General features: G+C 65.9%; 23 protein-coding genes. 17 read left to right on the forward strand and 6 right to left on the reverse strand.

What is annotated here, in order from left to right; translation table 11 throughout:
• Window positions 1-89 precede the first annotated feature (89 nt).
• Window positions 90-1064: an amidohydrolase family protein gene (locus tag ACSQ3Q_RS04115; RefSeq protein ID WP_436133140.1), complete on the forward strand. Its 975-nt coding sequence runs from the start codon at window positions 90-92 to the stop codon at window positions 1062-1064.
• A gap of 39 nt (window positions 1065-1103) precedes the next feature.
• Here the strand turns inward: ACSQ3Q_RS04115 and ACSQ3Q_RS04120 are convergent, their stop codons facing one another.
• The gene (locus ACSQ3Q_RS04120; RefSeq protein ID WP_436133141.1) at window positions 1104-1532 is read right to left on the reverse strand and encodes an acyl-CoA thioesterase; all 429 of its coding nucleotides are present in this window, start codon (window positions 1530-1532) and stop codon (window positions 1104-1106) included.
• Window positions 1533-1659: 127 nt separating this feature from the next.
• On the opposite strand from ACSQ3Q_RS04120, the gene ACSQ3Q_RS04125 reads away from it, so the two are divergent.
• The 3 genes from ACSQ3Q_RS04125 to ACSQ3Q_RS04135 all read left to right on the forward strand — a co-directional run bounded on the left by ACSQ3Q_RS04125 (window position 1660) and on the right by ACSQ3Q_RS04135 (window position 5133).
• Window positions 1660-3516, forward strand: coding sequence for an ABCB family ABC transporter ATP-binding protein/permease (locus ACSQ3Q_RS04125; protein WP_436133142.1), 1857 nt, complete (start codon window positions 1660-1662; stop codon window positions 3514-3516).
• 168 nt (window positions 3517-3684) lie between these two features.
• On the forward strand, window positions 3685-4617 hold the full coding sequence (locus ACSQ3Q_RS04130; RefSeq protein ID WP_436133143.1) for a 2-hydroxyacid dehydrogenase: 933 nt from the start codon (window positions 3685-3687) through the stop codon (window positions 4615-4617).
• 183 nt (window positions 4618-4800) lie between these two features.
• Complete coding sequence (locus ACSQ3Q_RS04135; RefSeq protein ID WP_436133144.1) at window positions 4801-5133, forward strand: nucleotide pyrophosphohydrolase; 333 nt, start codon at window positions 4801-4803, stop codon at window positions 5131-5133.
• 226 nt (window positions 5134-5359) lie between these two features.
• Here the strand turns inward: ACSQ3Q_RS04135 and ACSQ3Q_RS04140 are convergent, their stop codons facing one another.
• From ACSQ3Q_RS04140 to ACSQ3Q_RS04150, 3 genes are read right to left on the reverse strand one after another with little or no spacing between them, the layout of a single operon-like run.
• A complete protein-coding gene (locus ACSQ3Q_RS04140) occupies window positions 5360-6394 on the reverse strand; it encodes a DctP family TRAP transporter solute-binding subunit (RefSeq protein ID WP_436133145.1) in 1035 nt (344 codons plus the stop codon).
• 47 nt (window positions 6395-6441) lie between these two features.
• Window positions 6442-7740 carry a TRAP transporter large permease gene (locus ACSQ3Q_RS04145; RefSeq protein WP_436133146.1) on the reverse strand — a complete coding sequence of 433 codons (1299 nt, stop codon included), beginning with the start codon at window positions 7738-7740 and terminating at the stop codon, window positions 6442-6444.
• Entirely contained in the window at window positions 7737-8333 is a 597-nt protein-coding gene (locus tag ACSQ3Q_RS04150) for a TRAP transporter small permease (protein ID WP_436133147.1), read from the reverse strand. Before ACSQ3Q_RS04150 ends, ACSQ3Q_RS04145 begins: the two co-directional genes overlap by 4 nt.
• Before the next feature lie 406 nt (window positions 8334-8739).
• On the opposite strand from ACSQ3Q_RS04150, the gene ACSQ3Q_RS04155 reads away from it, so the two are divergent.
• The 6 genes from ACSQ3Q_RS04155 to ACSQ3Q_RS04180 all read left to right on the forward strand — a co-directional run bounded on the left by ACSQ3Q_RS04155 (window position 8740) and on the right by ACSQ3Q_RS04180 (window position 14086).
• Complete coding sequence (locus ACSQ3Q_RS04155; protein ID WP_436133148.1) at window positions 8740-9672, forward strand: LysR family transcriptional regulator; 933 nt, start codon at window positions 8740-8742, stop codon at window positions 9670-9672.
• Between the two features lie 181 nt (window positions 9673-9853).
• Entirely contained in the window at window positions 9854-10753 is a 900-nt protein-coding gene (locus ACSQ3Q_RS04160) for an amino acid ABC transporter substrate-binding protein (protein WP_436133149.1), read from the forward strand.
• A 114-nt stretch (window positions 10754-10867) separates the two neighbouring features.
• Window positions 10868-11767, forward strand: a complete 900-nt coding sequence (locus ACSQ3Q_RS04165) for an amino acid ABC transporter substrate-binding protein (protein WP_436133150.1) — start codon at window positions 10868-10870, stop codon at window positions 11765-11767.
• Between the two features lie 108 nt (window positions 11768-11875).
• Complete coding sequence (locus ACSQ3Q_RS04170; RefSeq protein ID WP_436133151.1) at window positions 11876-12631, forward strand: amino acid ABC transporter permease; 756 nt, start codon at window positions 11876-11878, stop codon at window positions 12629-12631.
• Window position 12632: 1 nt separating this feature from the next.
• Window positions 12633-13298: an amino acid ABC transporter permease gene (locus ACSQ3Q_RS04175; RefSeq protein WP_436133152.1), complete on the forward strand. Its 666-nt coding sequence runs from the start codon at window positions 12633-12635 to the stop codon at window positions 13296-13298.
• A 50-nt stretch (window positions 13299-13348) separates the two neighbouring features.
• Entirely contained in the window at window positions 13349-14086 is a 738-nt protein-coding gene (locus ACSQ3Q_RS04180) for an amino acid ABC transporter ATP-binding protein (RefSeq protein ID WP_436133153.1), read from the forward strand.
• A gap of 127 nt (window positions 14087-14213) precedes the next feature.
• Here the strand turns inward: ACSQ3Q_RS04180 and ACSQ3Q_RS04185 are convergent, their stop codons facing one another.
• Complete coding sequence (locus tag ACSQ3Q_RS04185; protein WP_436133154.1) at window positions 14214-15134, reverse strand: MurR/RpiR family transcriptional regulator; 921 nt, start codon at window positions 15132-15134, stop codon at window positions 14214-14216.
• A gap of 102 nt (window positions 15135-15236) precedes the next feature.
• Here ACSQ3Q_RS04185 and ACSQ3Q_RS04190 point away from each other — a divergent pair, with 102 nt between their 5' ends.
• The 6 genes from ACSQ3Q_RS04190 to ACSQ3Q_RS04215 all read left to right on the forward strand — a co-directional run bounded on the left by ACSQ3Q_RS04190 (window position 15237) and on the right by ACSQ3Q_RS04215 (window position 22391).
• On the forward strand, window positions 15237-16406 hold the full coding sequence (locus ACSQ3Q_RS04190) for a M20 family metallopeptidase (protein ID WP_436133155.1): 1170 nt from the start codon (window positions 15237-15239) through the stop codon (window positions 16404-16406).
• Between the two features lie 132 nt (window positions 16407-16538).
• The gene (locus tag ACSQ3Q_RS04195; RefSeq protein ID WP_436133156.1) at window positions 16539-17549 is read left to right on the forward strand and encodes a Bug family tripartite tricarboxylate transporter substrate binding protein; all 1011 of its coding nucleotides are present in this window, start codon (window positions 16539-16541) and stop codon (window positions 17547-17549) included.
• A 108-nt stretch (window positions 17550-17657) separates the two neighbouring features.
• Window positions 17658-18710 carry a dihydroorotase gene (gene pyrC, locus ACSQ3Q_RS04200; protein ID WP_436133157.1) on the forward strand — a complete coding sequence of 351 codons (1053 nt, stop codon included), beginning with the start codon at window positions 17658-17660 and terminating at the stop codon, window positions 18708-18710.
• Window positions 18695-19555: a DUF3025 domain-containing protein gene (locus tag ACSQ3Q_RS04205; protein WP_436133158.1), complete on the forward strand. Its 861-nt coding sequence runs from the start codon at window positions 18695-18697 to the stop codon at window positions 19553-19555. Before pyrC ends, ACSQ3Q_RS04205 begins: the two co-directional genes overlap by 16 nt.
• Before the next feature lie 121 nt (window positions 19556-19676).
• A complete protein-coding gene (gene htpX / locus ACSQ3Q_RS04210; protein WP_436133159.1) occupies window positions 19677-20552 on the forward strand; it encodes a protease HtpX in 876 nt (291 codons plus the stop codon).
• 267 nt (window positions 20553-20819) lie between these two features.
• Window positions 20820-22391, forward strand: a complete 1572-nt coding sequence (locus ACSQ3Q_RS04215) for a methyl-accepting chemotaxis protein (protein ID WP_436133160.1) — start codon at window positions 20820-20822, stop codon at window positions 22389-22391.
• A 65-nt stretch (window positions 22392-22456) separates the two neighbouring features.
• Here ACSQ3Q_RS04215 and ACSQ3Q_RS04220 read toward each other — a convergent pair whose 3' ends face one another.
• Window positions 22457-23539 carry a GlxA family transcriptional regulator gene (locus ACSQ3Q_RS04220; protein WP_436136936.1) on the reverse strand — a complete coding sequence of 361 codons (1083 nt, stop codon included), beginning with the start codon at window positions 23537-23539 and terminating at the stop codon, window positions 22457-22459.
• A gap of 142 nt (window positions 23540-23681) precedes the next feature.
• On the opposite strand from ACSQ3Q_RS04220, the gene ACSQ3Q_RS04225 reads away from it, so the two are divergent.
• Window positions 23682-25025: an amidohydrolase gene (locus ACSQ3Q_RS04225; RefSeq protein ID WP_436133161.1), complete on the forward strand. Its 1344-nt coding sequence runs from the start codon at window positions 23682-23684 to the stop codon at window positions 25023-25025.
• Window positions 25026-25084 lie beyond the last annotated feature (59 nt).

The following is a 25084-nucleotide window of genomic DNA, read 5'->3' on the forward strand; positions in this document are numbered from 1 at the left end:
GCGGGGTTTGAGTGGGCCCTGTGCCGGAACGTCTTTGTAGAATTTCCGCATCCCATCCACTCCCGCGCGCTCGCTGCGCGCTGGCCACCATGACGCGAGTTCTCCTTGCCGCGTGCCTGATGCTGATGTCGCTCTCTGCTTGGCCGCAGGCCGACCCGACCGAGCCCGTGCGGCGCGCCCGGCAGCCCGTACAGCGGGGTGCTGCAGAGCCCACCGCGTCCGCAACACCCACGCCGTCCTCAGCCGGAACGCCCATCCCGTTTGTCGATGCCCACGTGCACCTCAATAGCCTGCCGATGCAGCTGGAGCTGATGGCCCGCTGGGGCGCGAGCCACGCAGTGGTGTTCTGGGGCGGGCGCAGCAGCAACGAATCAGTGGCCGAGGCCGCGCGCCAGCATCCGGGCGTGCTGATTCCATTTGCCTCGATATCGCCCGAGCGCACGGCCTATCGGCTGCAGTGGGAGCAGCACAGCGGCGAGCTGCTCAAGCAGCTCGACACCCTGCTCGCGACCGGTGTCTACAAAGGCATCGGCGAAATCTCGGTGGCGCATTTCCCCTCTACCGGTTTTGACGAGACCGACTTTGGCGTGACCGGCCCGATGATGACCGGCATCCTCGAGCTGGCCCGCAAATACAAGGTGCCGGTGATGGTGCATGTCGAGAGCACACGCATGGCCGAGCTTTCGCAGCTGCTCCAGCGGTTTCCGGATGTGCCGGTAATCTGGGCGCACGGCGGGTACACGCCGCTGTTCCTTGCGCGGCGCATGCTGGAGCAGCACCCCAATCTGTATTACGAGCTCAGCGCGCGCACCTGGCCGCACCATCCCCGCTCGCCGGACTACACCATCCTGCGCGATGGGGCACGGGTCTGGCCCGAGTGGCTGGCGCTCATTGAGGAAAAGCCCGGGCGTTTTCTGGTGGGCACCGACGCCAGCCACCGCTCTGCGGCCAGCGACGACAGCAAGTACGCGAGCGTGCAGGGCTTTCTGGCGCAGCTGTCGCCGCCCGCACGCGAGCAGGTAGCGCGTGGCACGCTGCTGCGGCTGGTGGGCATGGGGCCTTGAAACCGGTGCAAGGTCTCGATGCGCCGCGCCCGGCTGGTGTCAGGACTCAGGGTCCTGCGTGCGCTTGGGCACGGGGCGGGGGCGCCCCTGCTCATCGATCGCCACGTAGGTCAGGCGTGCCTCGGTCACTTTTACATAACGGCCCTGGTCCGCAAAACGCTCGGCATACACCTCGACCTCCACGGTCACCGAGGTGTTGCCCACGCGGGTGATGGACGAGAAGAACGACAGGATGTCGCCCACGCGCACGGGCTGCTTGAAGATGAATTCATTGACGGCCACCGTGGCCATGCGGCCGCGCACGTAGCGCGCCGGCAGCACCGAGCCGGCCAGGTCGACCTGGGCCATTACCCAGCCGCCAAAGATGTCGCCATTGCCGTTGGTGTCGGCGGGCATGGGGATCACCTTGAGCACCAGTTCCTTGTCGGAGGGCAATGCGGCGGGGGGCGGGCTGAAAACGGCAGACATGGGCACAATCTCGGTTGGGGCTGAGCCAATCCTCTGGGAAACCAGTGGTTTCACAGGCGCTTGCGCCCCGCAAAGACCACCTGGGCGTCAGCCGGGTCGGTAAAAACAACAACCGGAATTGTCCCCCATGCGCCACCACGGCGAAACCGCCCCCACCGTCCCTGTCGTTCCCGGTGCCTCCGCCGCTCCCGCGCCCGTCCAGTCCGACTGGAGCACCCTGAACCGCCTGCTGCCCTACCTGTGGCAATACAAGTGGCGTGTGGTCGCCGCCATCGTCTTCATGGTGGGTGCCAAGGTGGCCAACGTGGGCGTGCCGCTCCTGCTCAAGACCCTGGTCGATGCGATGAGCTTCAAGCCCGGCGACCCGGCCTTGCTGCTGGTCGTGCCCGTGGGGCTGCTGGTGGGCTATGGTGCGCTGCGCCTGTCCACCTCGCTGTTCACCGAGCTGCGCGAGCTGGTGTTTGCCAAGGCCACGCAGGGCGCCGCGCGTTCGATTGCGCTGCAGACCTTTCAGCACCTGCATGCCCTGAGCCTGCGGTTTCACCTGGAGCGGCAGACCGGTGGCATGACGCGCGACATCGAGCGTGGGGTGCGTGGCATCGAGTCGCTGATCTCGTTCACGCTGTTCAATGTGGTGGCCACGCTGGTGGAGGTGGTGCTGGTGCTGTCTGTGCTGGCCGTCAAGTTCGACGCCTGGTTTGCCTGGATCACGCTGGCGGCACTGGGCCTGTACATCGTCTTCACCGTGCTGGTGACCGAGTGGCGCACGCAGTTTCGCCGCGAGGCCAACGAGTTCGACTCGGCCGCCCACACCAAGGCCGTGGATTCGCTGCTGAACTACGAGACCGTCAAATACTTCAACAACGAAGGCTTTGAAGCCCGCCGCTACGACGAGAGCCTGGAGCACCTGCGCCGCGCGCGCCTCAAGAGCCAGACCACGCTGTCGCTGCTCAACACCGGGCAGCAGCTCATCATCGCCACCGGTCTGGTGGCCATGCTTTGGCGCGCCACGCAGGGCGTGGTCGACGGCCGCATGACGCTGGGTGACCTGGTCATGGTCAACGCCTTCATGATCCAGCTGTACATCCCGCTCAATTTTTTGGGCGTGATCTACCGCGAGATCAAGCAGAGCCTCACGGACCTGGACAAGATGTTCACGCTCATGGACAAGGAGCGCGAGGTGGCCGACGCGCCCGGCGCGCAGCCGCTGGCGGGGCTGGACCAGCCCACCGTGCGTTTCGAGGACGTGCACTTTGCCTACGAGACCCGCAAGGGCAATGACCTGAGCTCCGGCCGGCCGATCCTGCAGGGCATCAGCTTCGAAATCCCGGCGGGTAAGACCGTGGCGGTGGTCGGGCCCTCGGGATCGGGCAAGTCCACGCTCGCGCGGCTGCTGTTTCGCTTCTACGACATCCAGCAAGGCCGCATCACCATCGCCGGGCAGGAGATCCGCGACGTTACGCAGGCCAGCGTGCGCCAGGCGATCGGCATCGTGCCGCAGGACACCGTGCTGTTCAACGACACCGTGGCCTACAACATCGCCTACGGCCGGCCCGGAGCCAGCCAGGAGGATGTGGAGGGCGCAGCACGCTCGGCGCGTATCCATGACTTCATCGCGTCCACCCCCAAGGGCTACGCCACCATGGTCGGCGAGCGCGGGCTCAAGCTCTCGGGCGGCGAAAAGCAGCGCGTGGCGATTGCGCGCACGTTGCTCAAGAACCCGCCCATCCTGATCTTTGACGAGGCCACCTCGGCGCTGGATTCGGCCAACGAACGCGCCATCCAGGCCGAGCTGCAAAGCGTGGCGCAGAACAAGACCACGCTGGTGATTGCGCACCGGCTGTCGACGGTGGTCGATGCGCACGAGATTCTGGTCATGGATGCGGGCCGCATCGTCGAGCGCGGTACCCATGCACAGCTGCTGTCGCTGGGAGGGCGCTACGCAAGCATGTGGTCCCTCCAGCAAAGTGATGCGGCTGCTTGAGCTGCGCATTCTTGGGCCCGCGTCCGCCGGTTTGAAGTCGTGCGCGCTCAGCCTGTCCAAGCGCCATGCGAGGGTTCGGCAAGCTCAGCCTGAATGGAAGTTTCAAATTCAGAAGATGCCGACCCCTCCGTTTCCACTCTTCATTTTTCTTTTGCAATCTCCTCACCCATGAAGCCTGTCCTGCTCGCCCTCATGTTCCTCTCCGACGAACACCGCGCCCAGATGGCGCAATCGTTCGAGTTGATCTACGCACCCGACGCCGCGCAAGCCGCAGCAGCTATCGCCGCCCACGGCGAGCGCATCACGGTGGCGCTGACCATCGGCGCCACGGGCCTCAGCGCGGCGCAGATCGACGCGCTCCCTCACCTGTCGCTCATCTGCGCGCTGGGCGCGGGCTACGAGAACATTGCGGTGGCGCACGCCAAGGCGCGCGGCATCGTGGTCGCCAACGGCGCGGGCACGAATGACGACTGCGTGGCCGACCATGCGTTTGGCCTCTTGATCGCCACCGTGCGCGGCATCCCCAAGCTCGACACCCTCACGCGCCAGGGCGTGTGGCGCACGGCGCTGCCCCTGCCGCCCAACGTGTCGCGCAAGCGGCTGGGCATCATCGGCCTGGGCACCATCGGCAAGAAGATCGCGCAGCGTGCGCTGGGCTTCGAGATGGAGGTCGGTTACCACAACCGCAGCGCACGCAGCGACGTGCCGCACCGCTACTTTGCCGACGTCACGTCGCTGGCCGAATGGGCCGACTTCCTCATCGTGGCCACGCCCGGGGGCGCAGGCACGCAGCACCTGGTGAACGCGCCCGTGCTTAAGGCGCTGGGCCCGCAGGGCCATGTGGTCAACATTGCGCGCGGCAGCGTGATCGACACCGCCGCGCTGGCTCAGGCGCTGCGGGACGGCACGCTGGGGGGCGCGGGCCTGGACGTGTACGAAAGCGAGCCCGCGCCTCCGGCCGAGCTGATGGACCTCGACAACGTCGTGCTCACCCCGCATGTGGCCGGCTGGTCGCCCGAGGCGGTGCAGGCGTCGGTGGACCGGTTCTTGGAGAACGCGCGCCGGCATCTGGCGGGCGAGGCGCCGGTGTCGCCTGTATAGGAAGCCCCCCTGAGTCGCCTTCGGCGCCTTCCCCCGGAGGGGGACGCCACCGGTGGCCCGGCGAAGCCGGTTCCACGGTGGCTCTGGCCTTGGGCCGCGCCAGTTGCAGCCGGTGTGTCGCAAGAATGCCTGCTACCACCCGATGGAAAAGCCCCAAGCCGTTATCAAATCAGGAGTGACGGGATGCCGATCGACCTTGACGACCTTCAAGCCCGGTTGCGTGCCTTCGCGGCCGAACGCAATTGGCAGCCGTTTCACACACCCAAAAATCTGTCGATGGCGCTGATGGTCGAAGCGGCAGAGCTGGCCGAGATCTTCCAGTGGATGACGCCCGAGCAATCGCTGGCGGCACGCAACGATACGGCGCTCAAGGAACCCATTGCCGACGAGGTAGCCGATGTGCTGCTGTACCTACTGCAGATCGCCGACCACGCGGGCGTGGACCTGGCCGCAGCGGTGGAGAAAAAGCTGCGCAAGAACGCCCTCAAGCACCCGGCTCCGCCAACGGGGTTGTAGGCGGGGTGTAAGCGCTAAATTTGAATGAAATAGGCCTCCAGCGCTTGTTGTATAAGCGTTGTATGCTATTAAATTAATAGCTTTCTGATTTTTGGCGTCTCGGGCGATTGCCGGGCAATGCCCATAAAAAAGCCCCGCCGAAGCGAGGCTGGTGCAGCGACAGGGGCGGGCAGCGCCGCAACCCGCGGGCATTTCTTTCGCCCGGCCGATGCGCTGTCCGGCTGCGTTACTTCTTGCGCGCCGTGATGGCCTTCTCGGCCGACGTCACCAGGTCGGCGCCGATCTGGCCCTTCCACTTTTCATAGACAGGGCGCGTGGCTTTTACGAAAGCGTCGCGCTCGGCGGGCGACAGCTGCGTCACCGTCACGCCGTTGGCAGCGATGTCCTTGAGCAGCGGCTTGTCGGCTTCGACCATGCCCTTGCGTGCGATCGCGATCTCTTCCTTGCCGGCATCGATGGCGGCCTGCTTGACGATCTCGCGGTCGGCGGGCGTCCAGGAGGCCCAGATGTCCTTGTTGACCACGAAGATCAGCGGGTCGTTCACGTAGCCCCACATCGTCACGTGCTTTTGCGCCACGGTGTGCAGCTTGGCGGCCATGTAGACGGCAATCGGGTTCTCCTGGCCGTCCACAGCGCCGCTGGCAAAGGCGGGTTGGGCGTCGGCCCAGCTCATCTGCGTGGGGTTGGCGCCCAGGGCGGTGAAGGTGTCGAGGAACAGGGGCGAGCCCACCACGCGGATCTTCAGGCCCTTCAAGTCTTCAGGAGTCTTGATGGTCTTCTTGGAGTTGGAGATTTCGCGGTAGCCGTTTTCACCCCAGGCGAGCGGCACCACCCCGGCCTTTTCCAGCGTGGTGAAGATCTGCTTGCCCACGTCGCCCTGCGTCACGGCGTCCACGGCCGCGTAATCAGGGAACAGGAAGGGCAGCGAGAACAGGTTGAGCTGCTTGACCTGGGGCGACCAGTTGATGGTGGAGCCCACGGCCATGTCGATCACGCCCTGGCGCAGCGCGCTGAACTCGCGCGTCTGGTCACCCTGGATCAGCGAGACGCCGGGGTACAGCTTGATGTTGATGCGGCCATTGGTGCGCTCGCGGACCTTGTTGGCCCACAGCTCGCCGCCCTTGCCCCAGGGGAAGGCGGTGCCCAGCACCAGCGACATGCGGTACTCGCTCTTGTAGGCGGTCTGGGCAATGGCGGGGGCGGTGAAGGCCAGGGCGGCGGCAGCGGCCACGGCAGAAGTGAGGAAGGTGCGCAGTTTCATTGTTTCAGTCTCCTTGTTAGAAATTCATCACTTAATCAATTACTCACTCAATAACCCAGCTTGGCCGGCAGCCACAGCGCCAACTGCGGGAAGGCAATCACCAGCACCATCACCAGGAACATCGCCAGCAGCATCCAGCCGACCCAGCGCACGGTCGACTCCATGCGCACGCCGGCAATGCGGCACGAGACCATGAGGTTCACGGCCAGCGGGGGGGTGAATTGGCCGAGCGCGACCTTCAGGGTCAGGATCACGCCGAACCAGACCGGGTCCCACTTGTAGAACTGCATGATGGGCAGCAGCAGTGGCACGAAGATCAAAAAGATGGAGATGCCGTCAAGGAACATGCCCACGGTAATCAGCAGCACGATGAGCAGCGCCAGCACACCGTATTCGCCCAGGCCCGAGTTCACGATGGCGTTGGCGACCGGGTCGATGACGCCCAGGGTGGACAGCGAATACGCAAAGATACCCGCGAGCGACACTACGATGAGGATCACCGCCGAGAGCTCGCCCGATTCGCGCAGGATGGGGAACAGGTCGCGCACGCCGATCGTGCGGTGGATCACCATGCCGACGAACAGGCCGTAGAACACTGCGACCACGGCAGCTTCGGTGGGGGTGAACCAACCGGCGCGCATGCCGCCCAGGATCAGCACCGGTGCGGCCAGGCCCCAGGTGGCCTCGCGCAGGCTTTTCCAGAACGGGGGGCGGGGCATGGTGGCTTCCAGTGCGCCCATCTTGTGCTTGCGGGCCATCCACACGGCCGGAATGATCAGTGCAATGCCAGCCAGGATGCCGGGGATCATCCCTGCGGCAAACAGCGCGGGCACCGAGGCACCGGGCACCAGCACCGAGTAGATGATGAACGCCACCGACGGCGGGATCAGGATGTCCGTGGCCGCAGCAGCGCCCACCACGCTGGCCGAGAACGACGGCGGGTAGCCCGCGCGCGACATGGCGGCGATCATCACGCCCCCCACGGCCGCGGCATTGGCCGGGCCCGAGCCCGAGATGCCACCCAGGAACATGGCCACGGCAATCGCCACCAGCGGCAGCATGCCCGGGCCGCGCCCCACGATGGCCACGGCAAAGTTGACCAGGCGCAGGGCCACGCCCGAGCGGTCGAAGATGGAGCCGACCAGCACGAACATCGGGATCGCCAGCAGCGGGTACTTGCCCAGGCCGGCATAGAAGTTCTGCGGCACGGCCAGGAGGCCGAACCACTGGCTGTCGGCATTGGCGAGCGCAATGGCGGCGGCACCCGCCAGCCCCAGGGCGGCGCCAATCGGCACGCCCACAAACATCAGGCCCAAAAAGGCCACGAAGAGCAGCGTGGCGATCATGGCTGGGCGTCCTCGGGCACTGCTTCTTTTTCAGCGCTGTCAGGCAGGGTGGCGCGGCTGCGGCGGATGAACAGGCCCACGGCGCGCGCCGTGATCAGCGCCGCAAACACGGGCAACCAGATCGAATACCACCACTGCGGAACGCCAATGCCGGGCGAGGTCTCGCCAAAGCTGTAGTCGTCCCACACCACGCGCACGCTCAGCACGGCGATCACACCAAACAGCAGCGCGACCGTGGCCGCGCCCAGCATCGACAGGCGTTTGCTGCGCAGGGCCGAGCCGCCCTCGGCAAAATATTCGATGCGAATGTGCTGGTCGCGCGCCACGGCAGCGGAGCCCGCGACCAGCGCCAGCACGATCATCAGGAAGACAGAGATTTCCTCCGTCCAGGCAAACGAGGAATTGGTGAAGTAGCGCACCAGCACATTGGCAAACGTGATGAGCGCGAGCGCCGCCATCACGAAGACGGTGAGCCAGTCTTCAAGGCGCAGCGAGCGGGGTTCGGCGTCGGGGCGGGCAGCGCCGGGTGATGTGTCGGGCAATGCGCCGGGTGGTGCGTCGGCCGCAGGCCCGGGGGTGGGAGAGGAGGACATGGGGGGCAGGGGTGGAGGAGAACAAACATGCGATTGCCAGCTGCCCTGCCCGGCGGCGTTGTGCGCCGAGGGCCTGGGGCGATCCCGCCCCGAGCGCAAAAAAAGCGCGGTAAGCGCCAGGGAATCTCTGCGCGGCTCACCGCGCCGTTCGCATCTGCGGTCTCGGGCGGTCTGCGTTGTTGCAAAAAATGCTCGCAATAGCTACGGCTATTGCTGCGCTTTGCGCCTAGCAGCCCATCCCGATCCACAGCGCACACTTGGCCAGCTGGATCCGTGCAGAGGCTTCCCAGCTTCCATTATGCGGTGCTTGCTATGCATGCACACCGTTTGGTTCCCCGAGGGCGCACTGTGAAAACCCTCATATCTTTGCGAAGCGCCGTTCTGGGTGGGCGCGGATAATGCACCCATGGAAACCAAGTGGCTCGAAGATTTCGTCAGTCTTGCGGAAACGCGCAGCTTCAGCCGGTCCGCCCAGCTCCGCCACGTGACCCAGCCCGCGTTTTCGCGGCGCATCCAGGCCCTGGAAGCCTGGGCCGGCACCGATCTGGTGGACCGCAGCTCCTACCCCACCCGCCTCACGCCCGCCGGCAAGACCCTGTACGACCAGGCGCTGGAAATGCTGCAGTCGCTGCAGAACACGCGGGCCATGCTGCGCGCGCACACCAGTGCCGGCAAGGACATGATCGAGTTTGCGGTGCCGCACACGTTGGCGTTCACGTTCTTCCCGGCCTGGGTGTCGAGCCTGCACGACAAGTTCGGCCCCTTCAAGAGCCGGCTCATCGCGCTGAACGTGCACGACGCCGTGATGCGGCTGGTGGAAGGGGGGTGCGACCTGCTCATCGCCTACCACCACCCCTCGCAGCCGTTTCAGCTCGATGCCGACCGCTACGAGATGGTGAGCCTGGGGCAAGAGGTGCTCTCGCCCTACAGCAAGGCCGATGCCGAAGGCGCGCCACTGCACCGCCTGCCGGGCCGCGCCGGGCAACCGTTGCCGTACCTGGGCTATGCGCCCGGGGCTTACCTCGGTCGGGTGACCGAGCTGATCCTCAAGGAATCCGGCACGCCCATCCACCTGGAGCGGGTGTACGAGACCGACATGGCCGAGGGCCTCAAAGCCATGGCGCTGGAAGGGCACGGGGTGGCCTTCTTGCCGCACAGCGCGGTCAAGAAAGAGTTGCGGTCGCGCCGGCTGGTCAGCGCGGCGCCAGCCGATACCGACGGCCTGCAGATGACCATGGACGTGCGGGCCTACCGCGAGAAGCCCGCCGGCAAAGAGGCACCCAAGGGCACGGCCCAGGCGCTGTGGACCTACCTCCAGGCGCAGGCAGGGTCATGCTAAGGGTAACTACTGATATAAACACTTTGCATAGTTGTGCCCGCAAACGGCATTGGAGTTTCATAGTAACGACACGTACAGTTCGCGCCATCGCCGGGTCGGGTACCGCAGGGCAGGCCCCTCGGGCCGCAGCAGATGGCACGAACATTGCGAATCCGATTCCATTCACTCACCGAGACGCCGTATGAAAGTTCAGCATTGGGAATTCGCCACAGGCCTTGCCGCCCTGTGCTGCGCATTGGCGCTGCCGGTTCAGGCAGCCACGGTGCTGGAGCGCATCAGCGCCGGCGGCAAGCTCGTGATTGCCCACCGCGAGTCGTCCGTACCGTTTTCGTACGTGGATTCCCAATCCGGCAAGCCCGTGGGCTACGCGGTGGATCTGTGCCTGCGCCTTGCCGACGTGGTGCGCAAGAAGACCGGCAAGAAGGACATGGAAGTGGAGTTCCTGGCCGTCACGCCCGCCAATCGCCTGGCGATGATCGAGCAGGGCAAGGCCGATATGGAGTGCGGCTCCACCACCAACAATGCCGAACGGCGCCAGAAAGTGGCGTTCACCATCCCCCATTTCATTACCGGGGCGCGCCTGCTGGTCAAGGCGGCCAGCCCCATCGACAAGGTGGAAGACCTGAACGGCAAGAAGCTGGTGTCCACCAAGGGCACCACCCCGCTCAAGGCGGCCGACCAGGCCAATCGTGAGCGCCTGATGGGCATCACCATCGTGGAAGCGCCCGACCATGCCAAGGCGGTCGAGATGGTGGAAAAGGGCGAGGCCGATGCCTTTGTGATGGACGACGTGCTGCTGTATGGCCTGGCCGCGGGTCGGCCCGACCCCAAGGCGCTCAAGGTGGTGGGAAGGTTCATGACCACCGAGCCGCTGGCGATCATGCTGCCTAAGAACGACCCCGAATTCAAGAAACTCATCGACGAGGAAATGCGCCGCCTGATCACCAGCCGCGACATCTACCCCATCTATGACAAGTGGTTCAACAAGCCCATTCCACCCGGCAACACGGTGCTGAACCTCCCGGTCAGCTATCTGCTGCGGGACTTCTGGAAATACCCTACTGACCAGGTTCCGTTCTGACTAACAATCCCTGGTTGCGTCCCCCTTTTGCAGAGCACTGCCCTCCGGCCATCCCGGCAGGCGCGGCGCCCTAAAATTCCCCTGTCCTTTCGCTATACACACAAGGAGATTCTCATGAAGAAACAATTGCTCGCGGTTGCAGTGACCGCTCTGGCAGCAGGCAGTGCGTTTGCCCAAGCCACTGACACGCTGGCCAAAATCAAGGCGTCGGGCAGTGTGACGCTGGGTGTGCGCGAGTCTTCGGGTCTGTCTTACACGCTGGGCAACGGCAAGTACGTGGGTTTTCACACCGAAATGGGTGAAATCATCCTGGCCGACATCCAGAAGCAACTGGGCCTGGCCAAGCTGGAAACCAAGTACCAGCCCGTGACCTCGCAAAACCGCATCCCCCTGGTGACCAACGGCACCGTGGACCTGGAGTGTGGCTCCACCACCAACAACGCCGCCCGCCAAAAGGACGTGGCTTTCGCCGTGACCACGTATGTGGAAGAAGTGCGCATCGCCACCAAGGCCAACTCGGGCGTCACGTCCGTGAAGGACCTGAACGGCAAGACCGTGGCCACCACCACGGGCACCACCTCGGTGCAAACGCTGCGCAAGCACGAACGCGCTGGCGGCATCGATTTCAAGGAAGTCTTCGGCAAGGACCACGCTGACAGTTTCCTGATGCTGGAAACCGGCCGCGCCGACGCCTTCGTGATGGACGGCTCGATCCTGGCTGCCAACATCTCCAAGTCCAAGAATCCGGCTGACTACAAGATCGTTGGCGAAGTGCTGAACGTGGAGCCTATCGCCTGCATGCTGCGCAAGGACGACCCCGCCTTCAAGAAGGCTGTGGACGACTCCATCAAGCGCCAGATCAAGGACGGCTCGCTGGCCAAGCTGTACGACAAGTGGTTCATGCAACCCGTGCCACCGACCAACACCAAGATTGGTCTGCCCGCATCCGACGCTACCAAGGATGCATGGGCCAACCCCAACGACAAGCCCATGGAAGACTACGCAAAGAAGTAATTTTCTGAACGCTTGTGCCCCTTCGGCCAAACGGTTTGAAGGGGCTTTTTTGTTGGGCTGGCACAGCGTTGCGTCCAACGCCACACCAAGAATTTAAGGGGTGCTCCTATGAGTTGGGATTGGCAGGTGTTCTGCCAGGACACCATGGACAGGGAAGTCGTGCAAAGCTGCTTTGGCAAGGGCGGCGACATCACGTACCTGGACTGGATGCTGTCGGCCTGGGGCTGGACGGTATCTGTTTCGCTGCTGGCACTCGTGCTGGCACTTGTGTTGGGCTCTCTCATTGGCACGCTGCGCACCTTGCAGGACCGGCCGATGATCGTTCGGCTGGGCAATGCCTGGGTCGAGCTGTTCCGCAATATTCCGCTCTTGGTCCAGATTTTCCTCTGGTACCACGTGCTCCCCAGCCTGTTCCCGGTGCTCAAGGGCGTCCCCGGTTTTGCGCTGGTGGTGCTGGCGCTCGGGTTCTTCACTTCTGCGCGGATCGCCGAGCAGGTGCGCTCGGGCATCCAGACGCTGCCGCGCGGCCAGCGCTATGCGGGCCTGGCCGTAGGGTTCACCACGTTCCAGACCTACCGCTACGTGCTGCTGCCCATGGCGTTTCGCATCATCATCCCGCCGCTCACCAGCGAGACGATGAACATCTTCAAGAACTCGTCGGTGGCGTTTGCCGTGTCGGTGGCCGAACTCACCATGTTCGCCATGCAGGCCCAGGAAGAAACGTCCCGCGGCATCGAGGTGTACATGGCCGTGACGGCGCTCTACATCATCTCGGCCTTTGCCATCAACCGGATCATGGCCTTCATCGAGAAGCGCGTGCGCATCCCTGGTGTGGTTGTGGCCAGCGCAGGCGGGGGTCACTGATATGAATCTCGACTTCTCCTTCTACAACTGGGACCTGATCTCCAACTTCGTGCTCAAAGGGCTGTACTTCAGCCTGCTGCTCACGTTGGTGGCCACGATTGGCGGCGTGCTCTTCGGCACCGTGCTCGCGCTGATGCGCTTGTCGGGCAAGAAGTGGCTGGACGTTCCGGCCACCATCTACGTCAACGGCATGCGCTCCATCCCGCTGGTGATGGTGATCCTGTGGTTCTTCCTGCTCGTGCCTGCCATCATCGGCCGGCCCATTGGCGCCGAAGTGTCTGCGGTCATCACCTTCATCGCGTTCGAGGCGGCGTACTTCAGCGAAATCATGCGTGCCGGCATCCAGTCCATTGCGCGCGGCCAGGTACATGCCGGCCAGGCGCTGGGCATGACCTATGGCCAGAACATGAAGCTGGTGGTGCTGCCCCAGGCGTTCCGCAACATGCTGCCGGTGCTGCTCACACAGACCATCATCCTGTTCCAGGACACGTCGCTGGTCTATGCCATCGGCGCCTACGACATGCTCAAGGGCTTTGAGGTGGCGGGCAAGAACTTCGGCCGCCCCATCGAGGCCTACCTCGCCGCGGCTGTCCTGTACTTCGTGATGTGCTATGCGCTGTCCTGGATGGTCAAACGCCTGCACCAGAAGATCGCGATCATTCGTTGATCCCGGGCACAACAAGCCAAAGCAAAAGAGATTGGATTGAGGAAAAAGAAATGATCGAACTCAAGAACGTATCCAAGTGGTATGGCCCGGTGCAGGTGCTCAACGAGTGCTCGGCCACCATCCAAAAGGGTGAAGTGGTGGTGGTGTGCGGCCCCTCAGGCTCCGGCAAGTCCACGCTGATCAAGACCATCAACGCGCTGGAGCCCTTCCAGAAGGGCGAGATCACGGTAGACGGCATCCGCCTGCACGACCCCAAGACCGACCTGCCCAAGCTGCGCAGCCGCGTGGGCATGGTGTTCCAGCATTTCGAGCTGTTCCCGCACCTGTCAGTGACGGAGAACCTGACGATCGCGCAGATCAAGGTGCTGGGCCGCAGTGCGGACGACGCCAAGAAGCGGGGCCTGAAGATGCTGGAGCGTGTGGGCCTGATGGCGCACAAGGACAAGTTTCCGGGCCAGCTCTCGGGCGGCCAGCAGCAGCGTGTGGCCATTGCCCGTGCGCTGTCGATGGACCCCATCGTGATGCTGTTCGACGAACCCACCTCAGCGCTCGACCCCGAAATGGTCGGCGAAGTGCTGGATGTGATGGTGGGCTTGGCCAACGAAGGCATGACCATGATGTGCGTGACCCACGAAATGGGCTTCGCCCGCAAGGTCAGCAACCGCGTGATCTTCATGGACGTGGGCGGCAAGATCCTGGAAGACTGCTCCAAGGACGACTTCTTCAACCACCCCGAAGCCCGCCAGCCTCGGACGAAGGACTTCCTCAACAAGATCCTTGCGCACTGATCGGTGCGTGCGCATCGGCGGCCCTCGCAGGCGCGATGCGGTGGTCGACCACAAAGGCGCCTTCGGGCGCCTTTGTTTTGGGCGCCCCACACCACCAGCCGAACGGCAGCCGACGCGTGCTGTCCCGCTACTTGCGTGACGGCCTGCGCACTGGCGGGGCAGCCACGATGAGCTGCTGGTCTTCCACGTCCTTCCACAGTGTGTCCCTGCGCTTGAGTGCCTCGGACACCTGCGCATGCCGAAGCTGCGCGACGGCCGAGACCAGGGCATTGCAGACGAAGAAGGCAGCGGTGTACGAGTCGAACGGCGATGCGTTGGACGTGCGCACCTGCACGAGGTGTTGGGCCAGTGCCGCCAGCGGGGCGGCCGGGCTGTCGGTGATGGCCAGGACCTGCGCGCCCGCGTCGCGAAAGCGCTGGGCCACCTTCACCGGCCCGCTGGCGTAGCGGCGGATGCTGAAGACGAGCAGTGTGTCTTCGGGCTGTACCCACAGCAGCTGGTCGGTGGCGGCCACCGCACCGGCACCCAGTTCGTGCACGCCAGGGCGGCACATGTTCAGGTGCAGCGCCAGCCACGCGGCCACGGGGGCGCTGTTGATCTGCGCCAGCACGAAGATCCGCCCCTGCGCCTGGGCGATGCGCCGGGTCATCGCTTCGAAAGCCGCCATGTCCAGGCTGTCGCGCGTGGCGGTGATGTTGTGCTGGTCGTGCAGCAGCGCATCGTCCACGCACTGCGGCAGGCTGCGCTCGGTGCCGATGGTCACCGGGGCGCGCTGGCCGGCCGTCTGCAGCAGAGCGGTGACTTCGCCGCGCGCCTCGCGCTGGGCCTCGGCATAGCTGGCGTAGCCCAGCTTGGCGAACAGCCGCACCACGGTCGACGCGCTGGTGCCGTTGCGCGCGGCCAGTGCCGTGGCGGATTCGAGCAGTGCGTGCGGGTAGTCGCGCCCCAGGGCCTCGGCCAGGGCGCGTTCGCTGGCAGTCAGCTCCGCGCTCTGCCGCGCCAGGCGCTCGGTCAGCAAGCCTGTGGATGTTTGCAATGATGATTTCATTGATGTCTCTTTGGTGAAAAACGTATTGCAAACACGGACGACGCGTGCAACACTTCAACCCAGATTCGCGCCCCGCTTCCGGGGCCAACCCCGAGGATTCAGATGCAGGATACCCTTGAAAACCAAGGCTTGGCGGTGCGCCAGCGCATTCTGGACTGGCTCGCCAGCCAGTCCCAAGCGATGCAAGACCTGTTGCAGAAAGTCGTGGACATCGACAGCGGCAGCCGCGACGAGGCGGGTGTGACGGCCGTGGCCACCGCGCTGCGCGAGCGGCTGGAAGCCGCTGGCGTGGCCGTGCAGTTCGAGCCAGTGCCAGGCTATGGCGTGCTGTTGCATGCCCACGTTCCCGGCGCCGCCGACGGCCCGCCCATCGTGCTCATGGGCCACATGGACACCGTGTTCCCCGCCGGCACCGCGGCGCGCCGCCCGTTTCGCGTGGCGGACGGCCGTGCCTACGGCCCCGGCGTGGCCGACATGAAATCGGGCCTGGTGATGAACGTGTTCGTGGCCGAGGCGTTTGCGCGCTGCGGTGGGCTCAAGGGGCCGCTGCAGCTGTTCTTCTCGTGCGACGAGGAGATCGGCTCGCCCGTCACGCGCGAGCGCATCATGGCCCAGGCGCGCGGCGTCAAGGCGGTGCTCAATGCCGAGCCCGGCCGCGTCAGCGGCAATTTGGTGACGAGCCGCAAGGGCTCGATGGTGGTGGAGTTCGAGGTGGAGGGCGTCGCCGCCCACGCCGGCATCAACCACGCGGCGGGCGCAAGCGCCATCGAGGCGCTGGCCCGCAAGACACTGGCACTGCACGCGCTGACCGACCCCGCCACGGGCACCACCGTCAACGTGGGCGTGGTGCACGGCGGCATCGTGCCCAACATAGTGGCCCCGCACGCCAAGGCCGAGGTGGACCTGCGCTTCACCTCCGACACCGACCCGGAGGTTTTGCTCCAGACAGTGCGTGCCATCGTCGAGGAAGAATCCGTGCCGCGCACCCAAGGCCGCATCACCGAATCGCGCCGCACGCTGCCCATGAAGCCCACGCCCGACGCGCTGCTGGCGCTGTACCAGCGCGGCGCTCGTTCGCTGGGCTTCGAGGTGCAGGGCGAGTTCACCGGCGGCGCGGCCGACAGCGGCCTGACCGCATCGGTGGGCGCGCCCACGCTGTGTGGCACCGGCCCCGTGGGTGGCCACCCGCACACCGAGCGCGAGTACTGCGAGCTGTCCACCTTCGTGCCGCGCGCGCAGGCGGTGGCGCTGGCGGTGCTGGACCATCCGTGATCCGGCCTCGTGATCACGCCAGGCCCTTACCTGATACGCACTTGATCTTCAGCTGATCCACGCCGCCCCCGCAGGACTGGCCCTGCCGCTGCGCGGACTCCCACTTCATTCCAGTTTCCTGAAAGTAGACCCATGCCCTTTGCTTCGCAATCCCCCCGCCGTCGCGTTCTTTCCGCCAGCCTGGCACTGGGCCTGGCGGCCTTGGCCGGCCTGGCGCCGCTGGCAGTGCAGGCCGACGACAAGTTTCCTTCGCGCCCGATCACGCTCGTGGTGCCGTTCCCGCCCGGCGGGTCGGTGGACATCATGGCGCGCCAGTATTCCGAGCCGCTGTCCAAGGTGCTGGGCGTGCCCATCGTGGTGGAGAACCGCGCCGGCGCGGGCGGGTCGGTGGGCGCGCAGTATGTGGCGCGCGCCAAGCCCGATGGCTACACGCTGGTCGTGTCGTCGCAAAGCAGCCACCTGGCCAACCCGCTGACCCAGCCCAAGGTGGGCTACGACCCGGTCAAGGATTTCGAGAACATCGCCATCCTGGGCCGCCAGCCCAACGCGCTCGTGGTGCACAGCAGCCTGCCGTTCAAGACGTTTGCCGAGTTCGTGGCCTACGCCAAGAAGAACCCCGGCAAGCTCAACTACGGCAGCGGCGGCGTGGGCAGCATGGGCCAGCTCAACGTGGAGATGTTCAAGGCCGCGACCGGCGCCTTCACCACGCACATCCCGTACCGCGGCGGCACGCCGCTGATCACGGCGGTGCTGGCCAACGAGGTGCAGTTCATCCTCGACAACCTGGTCATCATGCTGCCCCACATCCAGGCGGGCAAGGTGCGCGCTCTGGCGGTGGCCGCCGACCAGCGCCTGCCGCAACTGCCCGACGTGCCCACGCTGGCCGAGGTCGGCTACCCCGAGCTCAACCTCACGTCGTGGACCGGCCTGGCCGCGCCCGGCGGCACACCCGACGCCATCGTGCAGACCCTGTACAAGGCCGTGCGCCAGGTCGCCACGTCGCCCGCCATGGTGGCCAACCTCAAGGAGCGCGGCGTGATCGTGCCGGAAGAGATGGCGCCGGCCGCGTTCGAGAAGATGATGTCCGAGCGACTGGTGAAATTTGGCGAGGTGGTGCGCAAGGCGGGCATCACGGCCGAATGAGCGACGGGAAGCTTGATTTTTCGAGTGTTTTTGGCTGCTAGCGCTTATCTGGTAAGCGCTAGTAGCTATAAAAATGATAGTTTCTGAGCCGATGGGACAATGCTGCCCATGACAGCCGCCCCCCACACCCCCATCGACACCCTCACCATCACCCGCCCCGACGACTGGCACCTGCATGTGCGCGACGGCGAGCCGCTGCACACTGTGGTGCCGCACACGGCCGCCCAGTTTGGCCGCGCGATCATCATGCCCAACCTGCGCCCGCCCGTGACCACGGCACAGCAGGCGCTTGACTACAAGCAGCGCATCCTGGCCGCAGTACCGGCGGGCGTGCAGTTCGAGCCGCTGATGACGCTGTACCTCACCGACAACCTGCCCGCCGACGAGATCGCGCGCGCCAAGGACGCGGGCGTGGTGGCCTGCAAGCTCTACCCCGCCGGCGCCACCACCAACAGCGACGCGGGCGTGACCGACCTGCGCAAGACGTACAAGACGCTCGAAGCCATGCAAAAGGCCGGCATGCTGCTGCTGGTGCACGGCGAAGTCACCAGCAGCGACATCGACCTGTTCGACCGCGAGGCGGTGTTCATCGAGCAGCAGCTCATCCCGCTGCGCCGCGACTTCCCCGAGCTCAAGATCGTCTTCGAGCACATCACCACCAAGGACGCGGCCGACTACGTGCAGGCCTCCGACCGCTTCACGGCCGCCACCATCACCGCGCACCATCTGCTGTACAACCGCAACGCGATCTTCGTCGGCGGCGTGCGCCCGCACTACTACTGCCTGCCCGTGCTCAAGCGCGAGACGCACCGCGTGGCGCTGGTAGAGGCCGCCACCAGCGGCTCCGCCAAGTTCTTCCTGGGCACCGACAGCGCCCCGCACCCTGCGCACCTCAAGGAGCACGCCAGCGGCTGCGCCGGCTGCTACACCGCGCACGCCGCGATGGAGATGTACGCCGAGGCGTTCGACAACGCCGGCGCGCTCGACAAGCTCGAGGGCTTTGCCAGCTTCCACGGCCCCGACTTCTACAGCCTGCCGCGCAACACCGGCACCATCACCCTGCGCCGCGAGTCGTGGACCCCGCCCGAAAGTTTTGTCTTCGGCGAGGCCAACCTCAAGCCCTTGCGCTCCGGTGAAGCGCTGCCGTGGCGGGTGGTGTAGGCGACCCTCTCTGGGGCGGCATCGACTGGAGCGCTCCCTGGCTGGCGCCCTGGCGCGCCGTCGGCCAGCCGATCTCGGAGCAGCTGCAGGACCGCGGCGGTGACGGCACCGTGTGCCGCGCGCTGCAAGCCTCGGCACCCGCCAGTGCGGCCGTGCAGTTTGTCCCGCAGACCGATCTGCCTGAGGGCACGGCCTACGAGCAACACATTGGGGACACCCGCCGCGTGCCCACGCGCGACAACCTGCACGATTTTTTCAATGGTCTGGTGTGGCTGCAGTTCCCGCACACCAAGCGCCGCCTGAACCAGCTGCAGGCCGAGGCCATCGCTGCCAATGGCGTGCAGGCCGTGCGTGGGCCGCTGCGCGATGCGCTCACGGTGTTCGATGAAAACGGTGCGTTGCTGCAGGCGCCCGATGCGCTGTGGGAGGCATTCAGGGCGCGGGACTGGGAGCGCCTGTTCGGCCCTCTGCGCCCGCTGTGGCGCGATGCGCGGCTGGTGCTCTTCGGCCATGCGTTGATGGAAAAGCTGGTTTTGCCGCGAAAACCCATGGTGGCGCATGTCTATCAAGCGCCTGAAGCTATCGAATCAATAGCAGAGCTGGACGCCTGGCTTGCGCAGGACGTGCAGCCCTTGCTGTGGGCCTCCAAGCCGTTCACCCCGCTGCCAGTGCTGGGCGTGCCGGGCTGGTGGCCAGCTAACGACACACCGGGCTTCTATGCCGACGAGCGGGTGTTCCGCCCGCTGCGGGCTCCAGGCTCTAAGTCCCAACGGCGCTTGTGTGATAGCGCCCCGGCGCCGATTTGCACCTACCATTGCGCGATGAAATCGCGGCCAGAGGGATAGGGACTCGGGGGACTGCGCCGGCCCGCCGCAGCAAGCCTGCTGCTTGAAGCGCACGGCCCGGCCCCCATCTGGAACTGCGAACCTTGTTGTTGTTGTTGTTGACCCCACGGAGATTCATTCCATGAAGCGGATCCTTTTATTTGTGATGACCAACCTGGCCGTCGTGGTCGTGTTGGGGGTGGTTGCCAGCCTGCTGGGCGTCAACCGCTACCTCACGGCCAACGGGCTGAACCTGGGCGCGCTGCTGGGCTTTGCGCTCATCATGGGCTTTGGCGGCGCGATCATTTCGCTGCTGATCAGCAAGCCCATGGCCAAGTGGACCTCGGGCGTGCGCGTGATCGACGGCTCCGGCTCGCCGGATGAGCGCTGGATCGTCGAGACGGTGCGCAAGTTCGCCACCGAAGCCAAGATCGGCATGCCCGAAGTCGGCATCTTCGAAGGCGACCCGAATGCGTTTGCCACGGGTGCGTTCAAGAACTCGGCGCTGGTGGCGGTGTCCACCGGCTTGCTGCAGGGCATGACGCGCGAAGAGGTCGAGGCCGTGATCGGCCACGAGGTGGCGCACATCGCCAACGGCGACATGGTCACCATGACGCTGATCCAGGGCGTGATGAACACTTTTGTGGTGTTCCTGTCGCGGGTCATCGGCTACGCGGTGGACAGCTTTTTGCGCAAGAACGATGAGAACAGCTCGGGCCCCGGCATCGGCTACTACGTGACCACCATCGTGCTCGACATCGTGCTGGGCTTCGTGGCCGCGATGATCGTGGCCTGGTTCAGCCGCCAGCGCGAGTTCCGCGCCGACGCGGGTGCCGCCCAGCTCATGGGCCGCCGCCAGCCGATGATCAACGCCCTGGCCCGGCTGGGCGGCATGCACCCCGGCGAGCTGCCCAAGAGCGTGGCCGCTTTTGGCATCGCCGGCGGAATCGGCAAGCTGTTCAGCACCCACCCGCCGATCGAAGAGCGCATTGCCGCGCTGCAGAACGCGCAGAAGTAATGCTGATGCACGGCGGGCCACCGGCCCGCAACCAACGACAGAACGACCGCCGCAGGGTTTCCACCTTGCGGCGGTTTTTTTATGGCCCTTCACTGCAGGCACGGCAGTGCTGCAGTCAGAATGGCGCCCCTGCTCAGCCTCTGGGCAGAGCCCTCGCCGGCTCAAGTGGTTGTCACTTTGTGTCGATAAGCTCGTGTCGCCCCAGGCGCTCAGTGCGCGTGCCGCGGCTCCGCTTTGGTTCTTTCTCGCTTCCCGGAAATCTCTCTTATGTCTCTTTCCCACGCACGTGTTGCGGTGCGCCTGGCCCTGGCCTTTGGCGTGGTGTGCCTTGTGATGTCTTTGTCGGCTGCGGTGGGCATCTGGCGCCTGGCTGGCCTGCAAGACATTGCCGACGACCTGGGTGGCGCCTCTGCCGAACGCGCGCTGCTGGCGCGTGAACTGCACGCCATCGTGGTGCTCAGCTCGGTGCGTGCAGAGACATTGCTTGAAATTGACAACGCCGCCTACGCGGCCCGGATCGACGCGGACCGCAAGGTCACCTCCGCCCGGTCTGCCGAGGTGCGCAAGCGCCTGGATGAACTGGCGGCCGACCCGCCATCGCAGGCGCTGTTTGACGCCATCGACAAGACCGGCACCGCGTTTCGCACCGTGCGCGATGAGCTCGTCAAGCGCCGCAAGGACGGCGAAGCCCTGCCGCCCGATGCCATCGCCACGCGCCTGCGCCCCGCGGCCGATGCGTATGCTGCATCGGTGAACCAGTTGGCCGACTTCCAGCGCCAGCGTGTGGTCGAGGCCCGCGAGGCCGCCGCCCGCAGCGAGCGCCAGGGCATCACGCTGCTGGCCGCCGGCTCGCTCGTGGGCCTGCTGCTGAGCCTGGCCTGCGCCTGGTTGCTCTCGCGCTCCATCCTGGAGCCGCTGGCGCAGGCTTCTGACGTCACCGACCGCATTGCCGAAGGCGACCTGACCTCGGCCGTGCCTGTCGCTGGCGCCGGCAACCGCGACGAACTGCAGGCACTGCTTGCGCGCCTGGCCGGCATGCAGGCGCGTTTGGCCAGCCTGGTGGTGGGCATGCGCCAGGCCAGCACGTCGGTGGCCGGGGCCAGCAGCGAAATCGCCGCAGGCAATGCCGACCTGTCGGCCCGTACCGAACACACGGCGTCTAACCTCGAAGAGATCGCCGCCAGCATGGAAGAACTGCTGGCCACCGTGCGCCACAGCGCCGATGCCGCTGCGCAAGCCAGCAGCCTGGCCACGGGCGCGAGCGACGTGGCGCGCCGGGGCCGCGAGGCGGTGGACCGCGTGGTCGGCACCATGGACGGCATTGCGCTGTCCTCGCGCCGCATTGCCGACATCACCAGCGTGATCGATGGCATCGCGTTCCAGACCAACATCCTTGCGCTCAACGCCGCGGTGGAGGCCGCACGCGCCGGTGAGCAGGGCCGGGGCTTTGCCGTGGTGGCGGGCGAGGTGCGCAGCCTGGCCCAGCGCTCGGCCACCGCCGCCAAGGAAATCGGCGGGCTCATCACCGACAGCGTGCGCCAGGTGGACGAGGGCGCCAAGCTCGTGAATGCGGCCGGCAGCACCATGGGCGAGATTGTCGAATCGGTGCAGCAGGTGGCCACCATCATTGGCGAGATCAGCACCGCCGCGCGCGAGCAGACCACGGGCTTGAGCCAGGTCGGCGAAGCCGTCTCGCAGCTCGACCAGATGACGCAGCAGAACGCCGCCCTGGTCGAAGAATCATCCGCCGCCGCGCAGGGCCTGCGCGTGCAGGCGCAGCAGCTGGCCGAGCTGGTCGAGGCGTTCCGCCTGCCATCGGGCAACGCGCTGGTGCGGTAGCCCGTAGCCCGTAGCCCGTAGCCCGTAGCCCGTGCCCGTGCCCGTGCCCGTGCCCGTACTGCGGCTCAGCGCGGCGGCATTTCCACCCGCCAGCGCCGCCGTGGCGCGCGCAGGGCGTGGCGCTTGCGGTACTCGGCCGGCGCCATGCCGGTGTAGCGCGCAAAGATTCGGCGAAAGGCCGCCGGGTCCGCATAGCCGCAGGCCACGGCGATGCTGGGCACGCTCTCCAGCGTCACCTCCAGCATCACCCGGGCGCGCGCGCAGCGCAGGCCGTGCAGGTAGTCCAGCGGCGACTGCGACAGCTCTTGTTGAAAGTGCCGCAGCAAGGTGCGTTTGCTCACCGAAGCCGCGGCTGCCAACTGGGCCAGCGAGTAGGGCTGGTCCAGGTGCGCCTCCATCCAGGCCATCGCGCGCGCCAGGGTGCTGTCGCGCGTGGCCGGGATGTGCTGCTGCGCATTGGCCTGCAGCGCCGCGCGGGCGCGCTGGTGGTCGGGGGTCATCACGGTGGCGCAGGCGGCAGCCAGCTCGTCGCCCAGCGCGTGGCGCACCAGCGCAAGGGCCAGCAGGTTGACGCTTTGGGGCAGCGCGCAGCTGAGCCACGGGCCATCGTCCGACACATCCTGTGCCGGGCTGAAGCCGATGTCCGGGAAGTCCCGCTCAAACCCGGCGATGTAGAACCAGGGCAGGCTGGCTTGGTGGCCATTGAGCCGACCACTTTGCGCTGCGAGCCAGGCACCGCTGCCGACGGTGAGCACCTTCTGGCCCGCGTCGATGGCAATGCCCAACTGCCGCGAGAGCGCGCGGTGCCTGCTTGCCACCGCACGGATGGCCGGGATGTCCGCGGCGTGAATGGACGAGATGAACACCGCGTGCGCTGGAGTGTCCGCTGCGTTCTTGGCTGCTGACGGTTCTTGCGCTGCGGTGTACGCGGCCAATGGGCCGGGCAGCGGCGGCAGGGGCTGGTCATGGGCATCCGTCAGCCGCCAGGCCATGCGCGGCGCCTGTGCACCCAGGCGCAGGCCGGCCAGCAGATTGGCGCCGCGCACCAGGTCGATGAACTGCAGCGCGTTGCCCACGGCGGATTCGGGCAGCAGCGGGATGTCCACGGTAAACACCGGCGCCCGGGGCGCACTGGAAGGCAAGGGCATGGGGGACTGCAGCATGGCGATATTGGCTTGGTGGATGGCCATTTTCGCTTGTCATAAAGCAGGTGCCCGCTTTTAGCATGGACCTGCTTTTTCCCAAGACCGCGGCCTAACACGCTGCTACCCCCACCCTACGGATCTGCCCATGCACCAACCCCTCTCCGCCATCGCACTCGCCGCCAGCCTTGCCGCCAGCGCGCTCTGCGCCGTCTCTTCAGCCCACGCCCAGGCGCTGGACGCCGCCGGCCTGCAGGCCATCGACATCGCCGTGAACAAGGTCGCGCCCAAGATGGTCAACTGGCGCCGCGACATCCACGCGCATCCGGAACTCTCGGGCCAGGAAGTGCGCACCGCCAAGCTGGTGGCCGAGCACCTGAAAAAACTGGGCATGGAAGTGCAGACCCAAGTGGGCGGCACGGGTGTGGTGGGCACGTTGCGCGGCGGGCTGCCGGGCAAGGTGGTGGCGCTGCGGGCCGACATGGACGCGCTGCCGGTCCCCGAGAACACCGGACTGCCGTTCGCCTCGAAGGTGAAGGCCAACTACCTGGGCAAGGAAGTGCCGGTGATGCACGCCTGCGGCCACGATGCCCACGTGGCCATGCTCATGGGCGCGGCCGAGGCGCTGGCCGGCATGAAGGCCCAGTTGCCCGGCACCATCAAGTTCATTTTTCAGCCCGCCGAGGAAGGCGCGCCGGTGGAGGCCGACGCCAACGGCAAGGTGCCCAGCTTCGGCGCCAAGGCCATGGTGGAAGAGGGCGCGATGAAGGACGTGCAAGCCATCTACGGCCTGCACATCACGGCCAACCTGCCGTCTGGCGTGGTGGGCTACCGCAGCGGCCCGCTGATGGCGGGGTCGGACAACATCACGATCCAGGTCGAAGGCCGCGGCGGCCACGGATCGTCGCCCTGGAACGCGGTGGACCCGGTGGTGGCCGCCAGCCAGGTGGTGCTGGGCCTGCAGACGGTGGTCAGCCGCCAGCTCAATATCAGCCAGGAGCCCGCGGTGATCACCATTGGCTCCATCCACGGCGGCACGCGCTACAACATCATTCCGGACAACGTGGAACTGCTGGGCACGCTGCGCACGTTCGACGAAGGCATGCGCCAGGACGCCTTCAAGCGCATCACCACCACGGCCGAGCAGATCGCTGCATCGAGCGGCGCCAAGGCCAAGGTGCGCTTTGGCCCCGTGGCCTACCCCGTCACCACCAACCCGGCAGAGCTGACCGCAGCCTCGCTGCCCGCACTCAAGCTGGCCACGGGCGGCAAGGCGATGATCATCCCCAAGGTGAGCGGGTCGGAAGACTTCTCGGAGTTCCAGAAGGTGGCGCCCGGCTTCTTCTACTTTTTGGGCGCGCCACCCAAGGGCGCGGACTTCAGCAAGGCGCCGTCCAACCACTCGCCGTTGTTCGACATTGATGAAGACCAGTTGCCCGTGGGCGCGCGCACGCTGGCGGCGTTGGCGGTGGACTTTTTGCAGCGCAAGTAGGGCTGTCTCTGTTCTTCAGAGGGCCGACAAGGCGTTGCCTGAGAGACAGGCGCCGCGCA

The organism is Acidovorax sp. LjRoot129 (assembly GCF_964253765.1).
Lineage (GTDB): Bacteria > Pseudomonadota > Gammaproteobacteria > Burkholderiales > Burkholderiaceae_C > Acidovorax.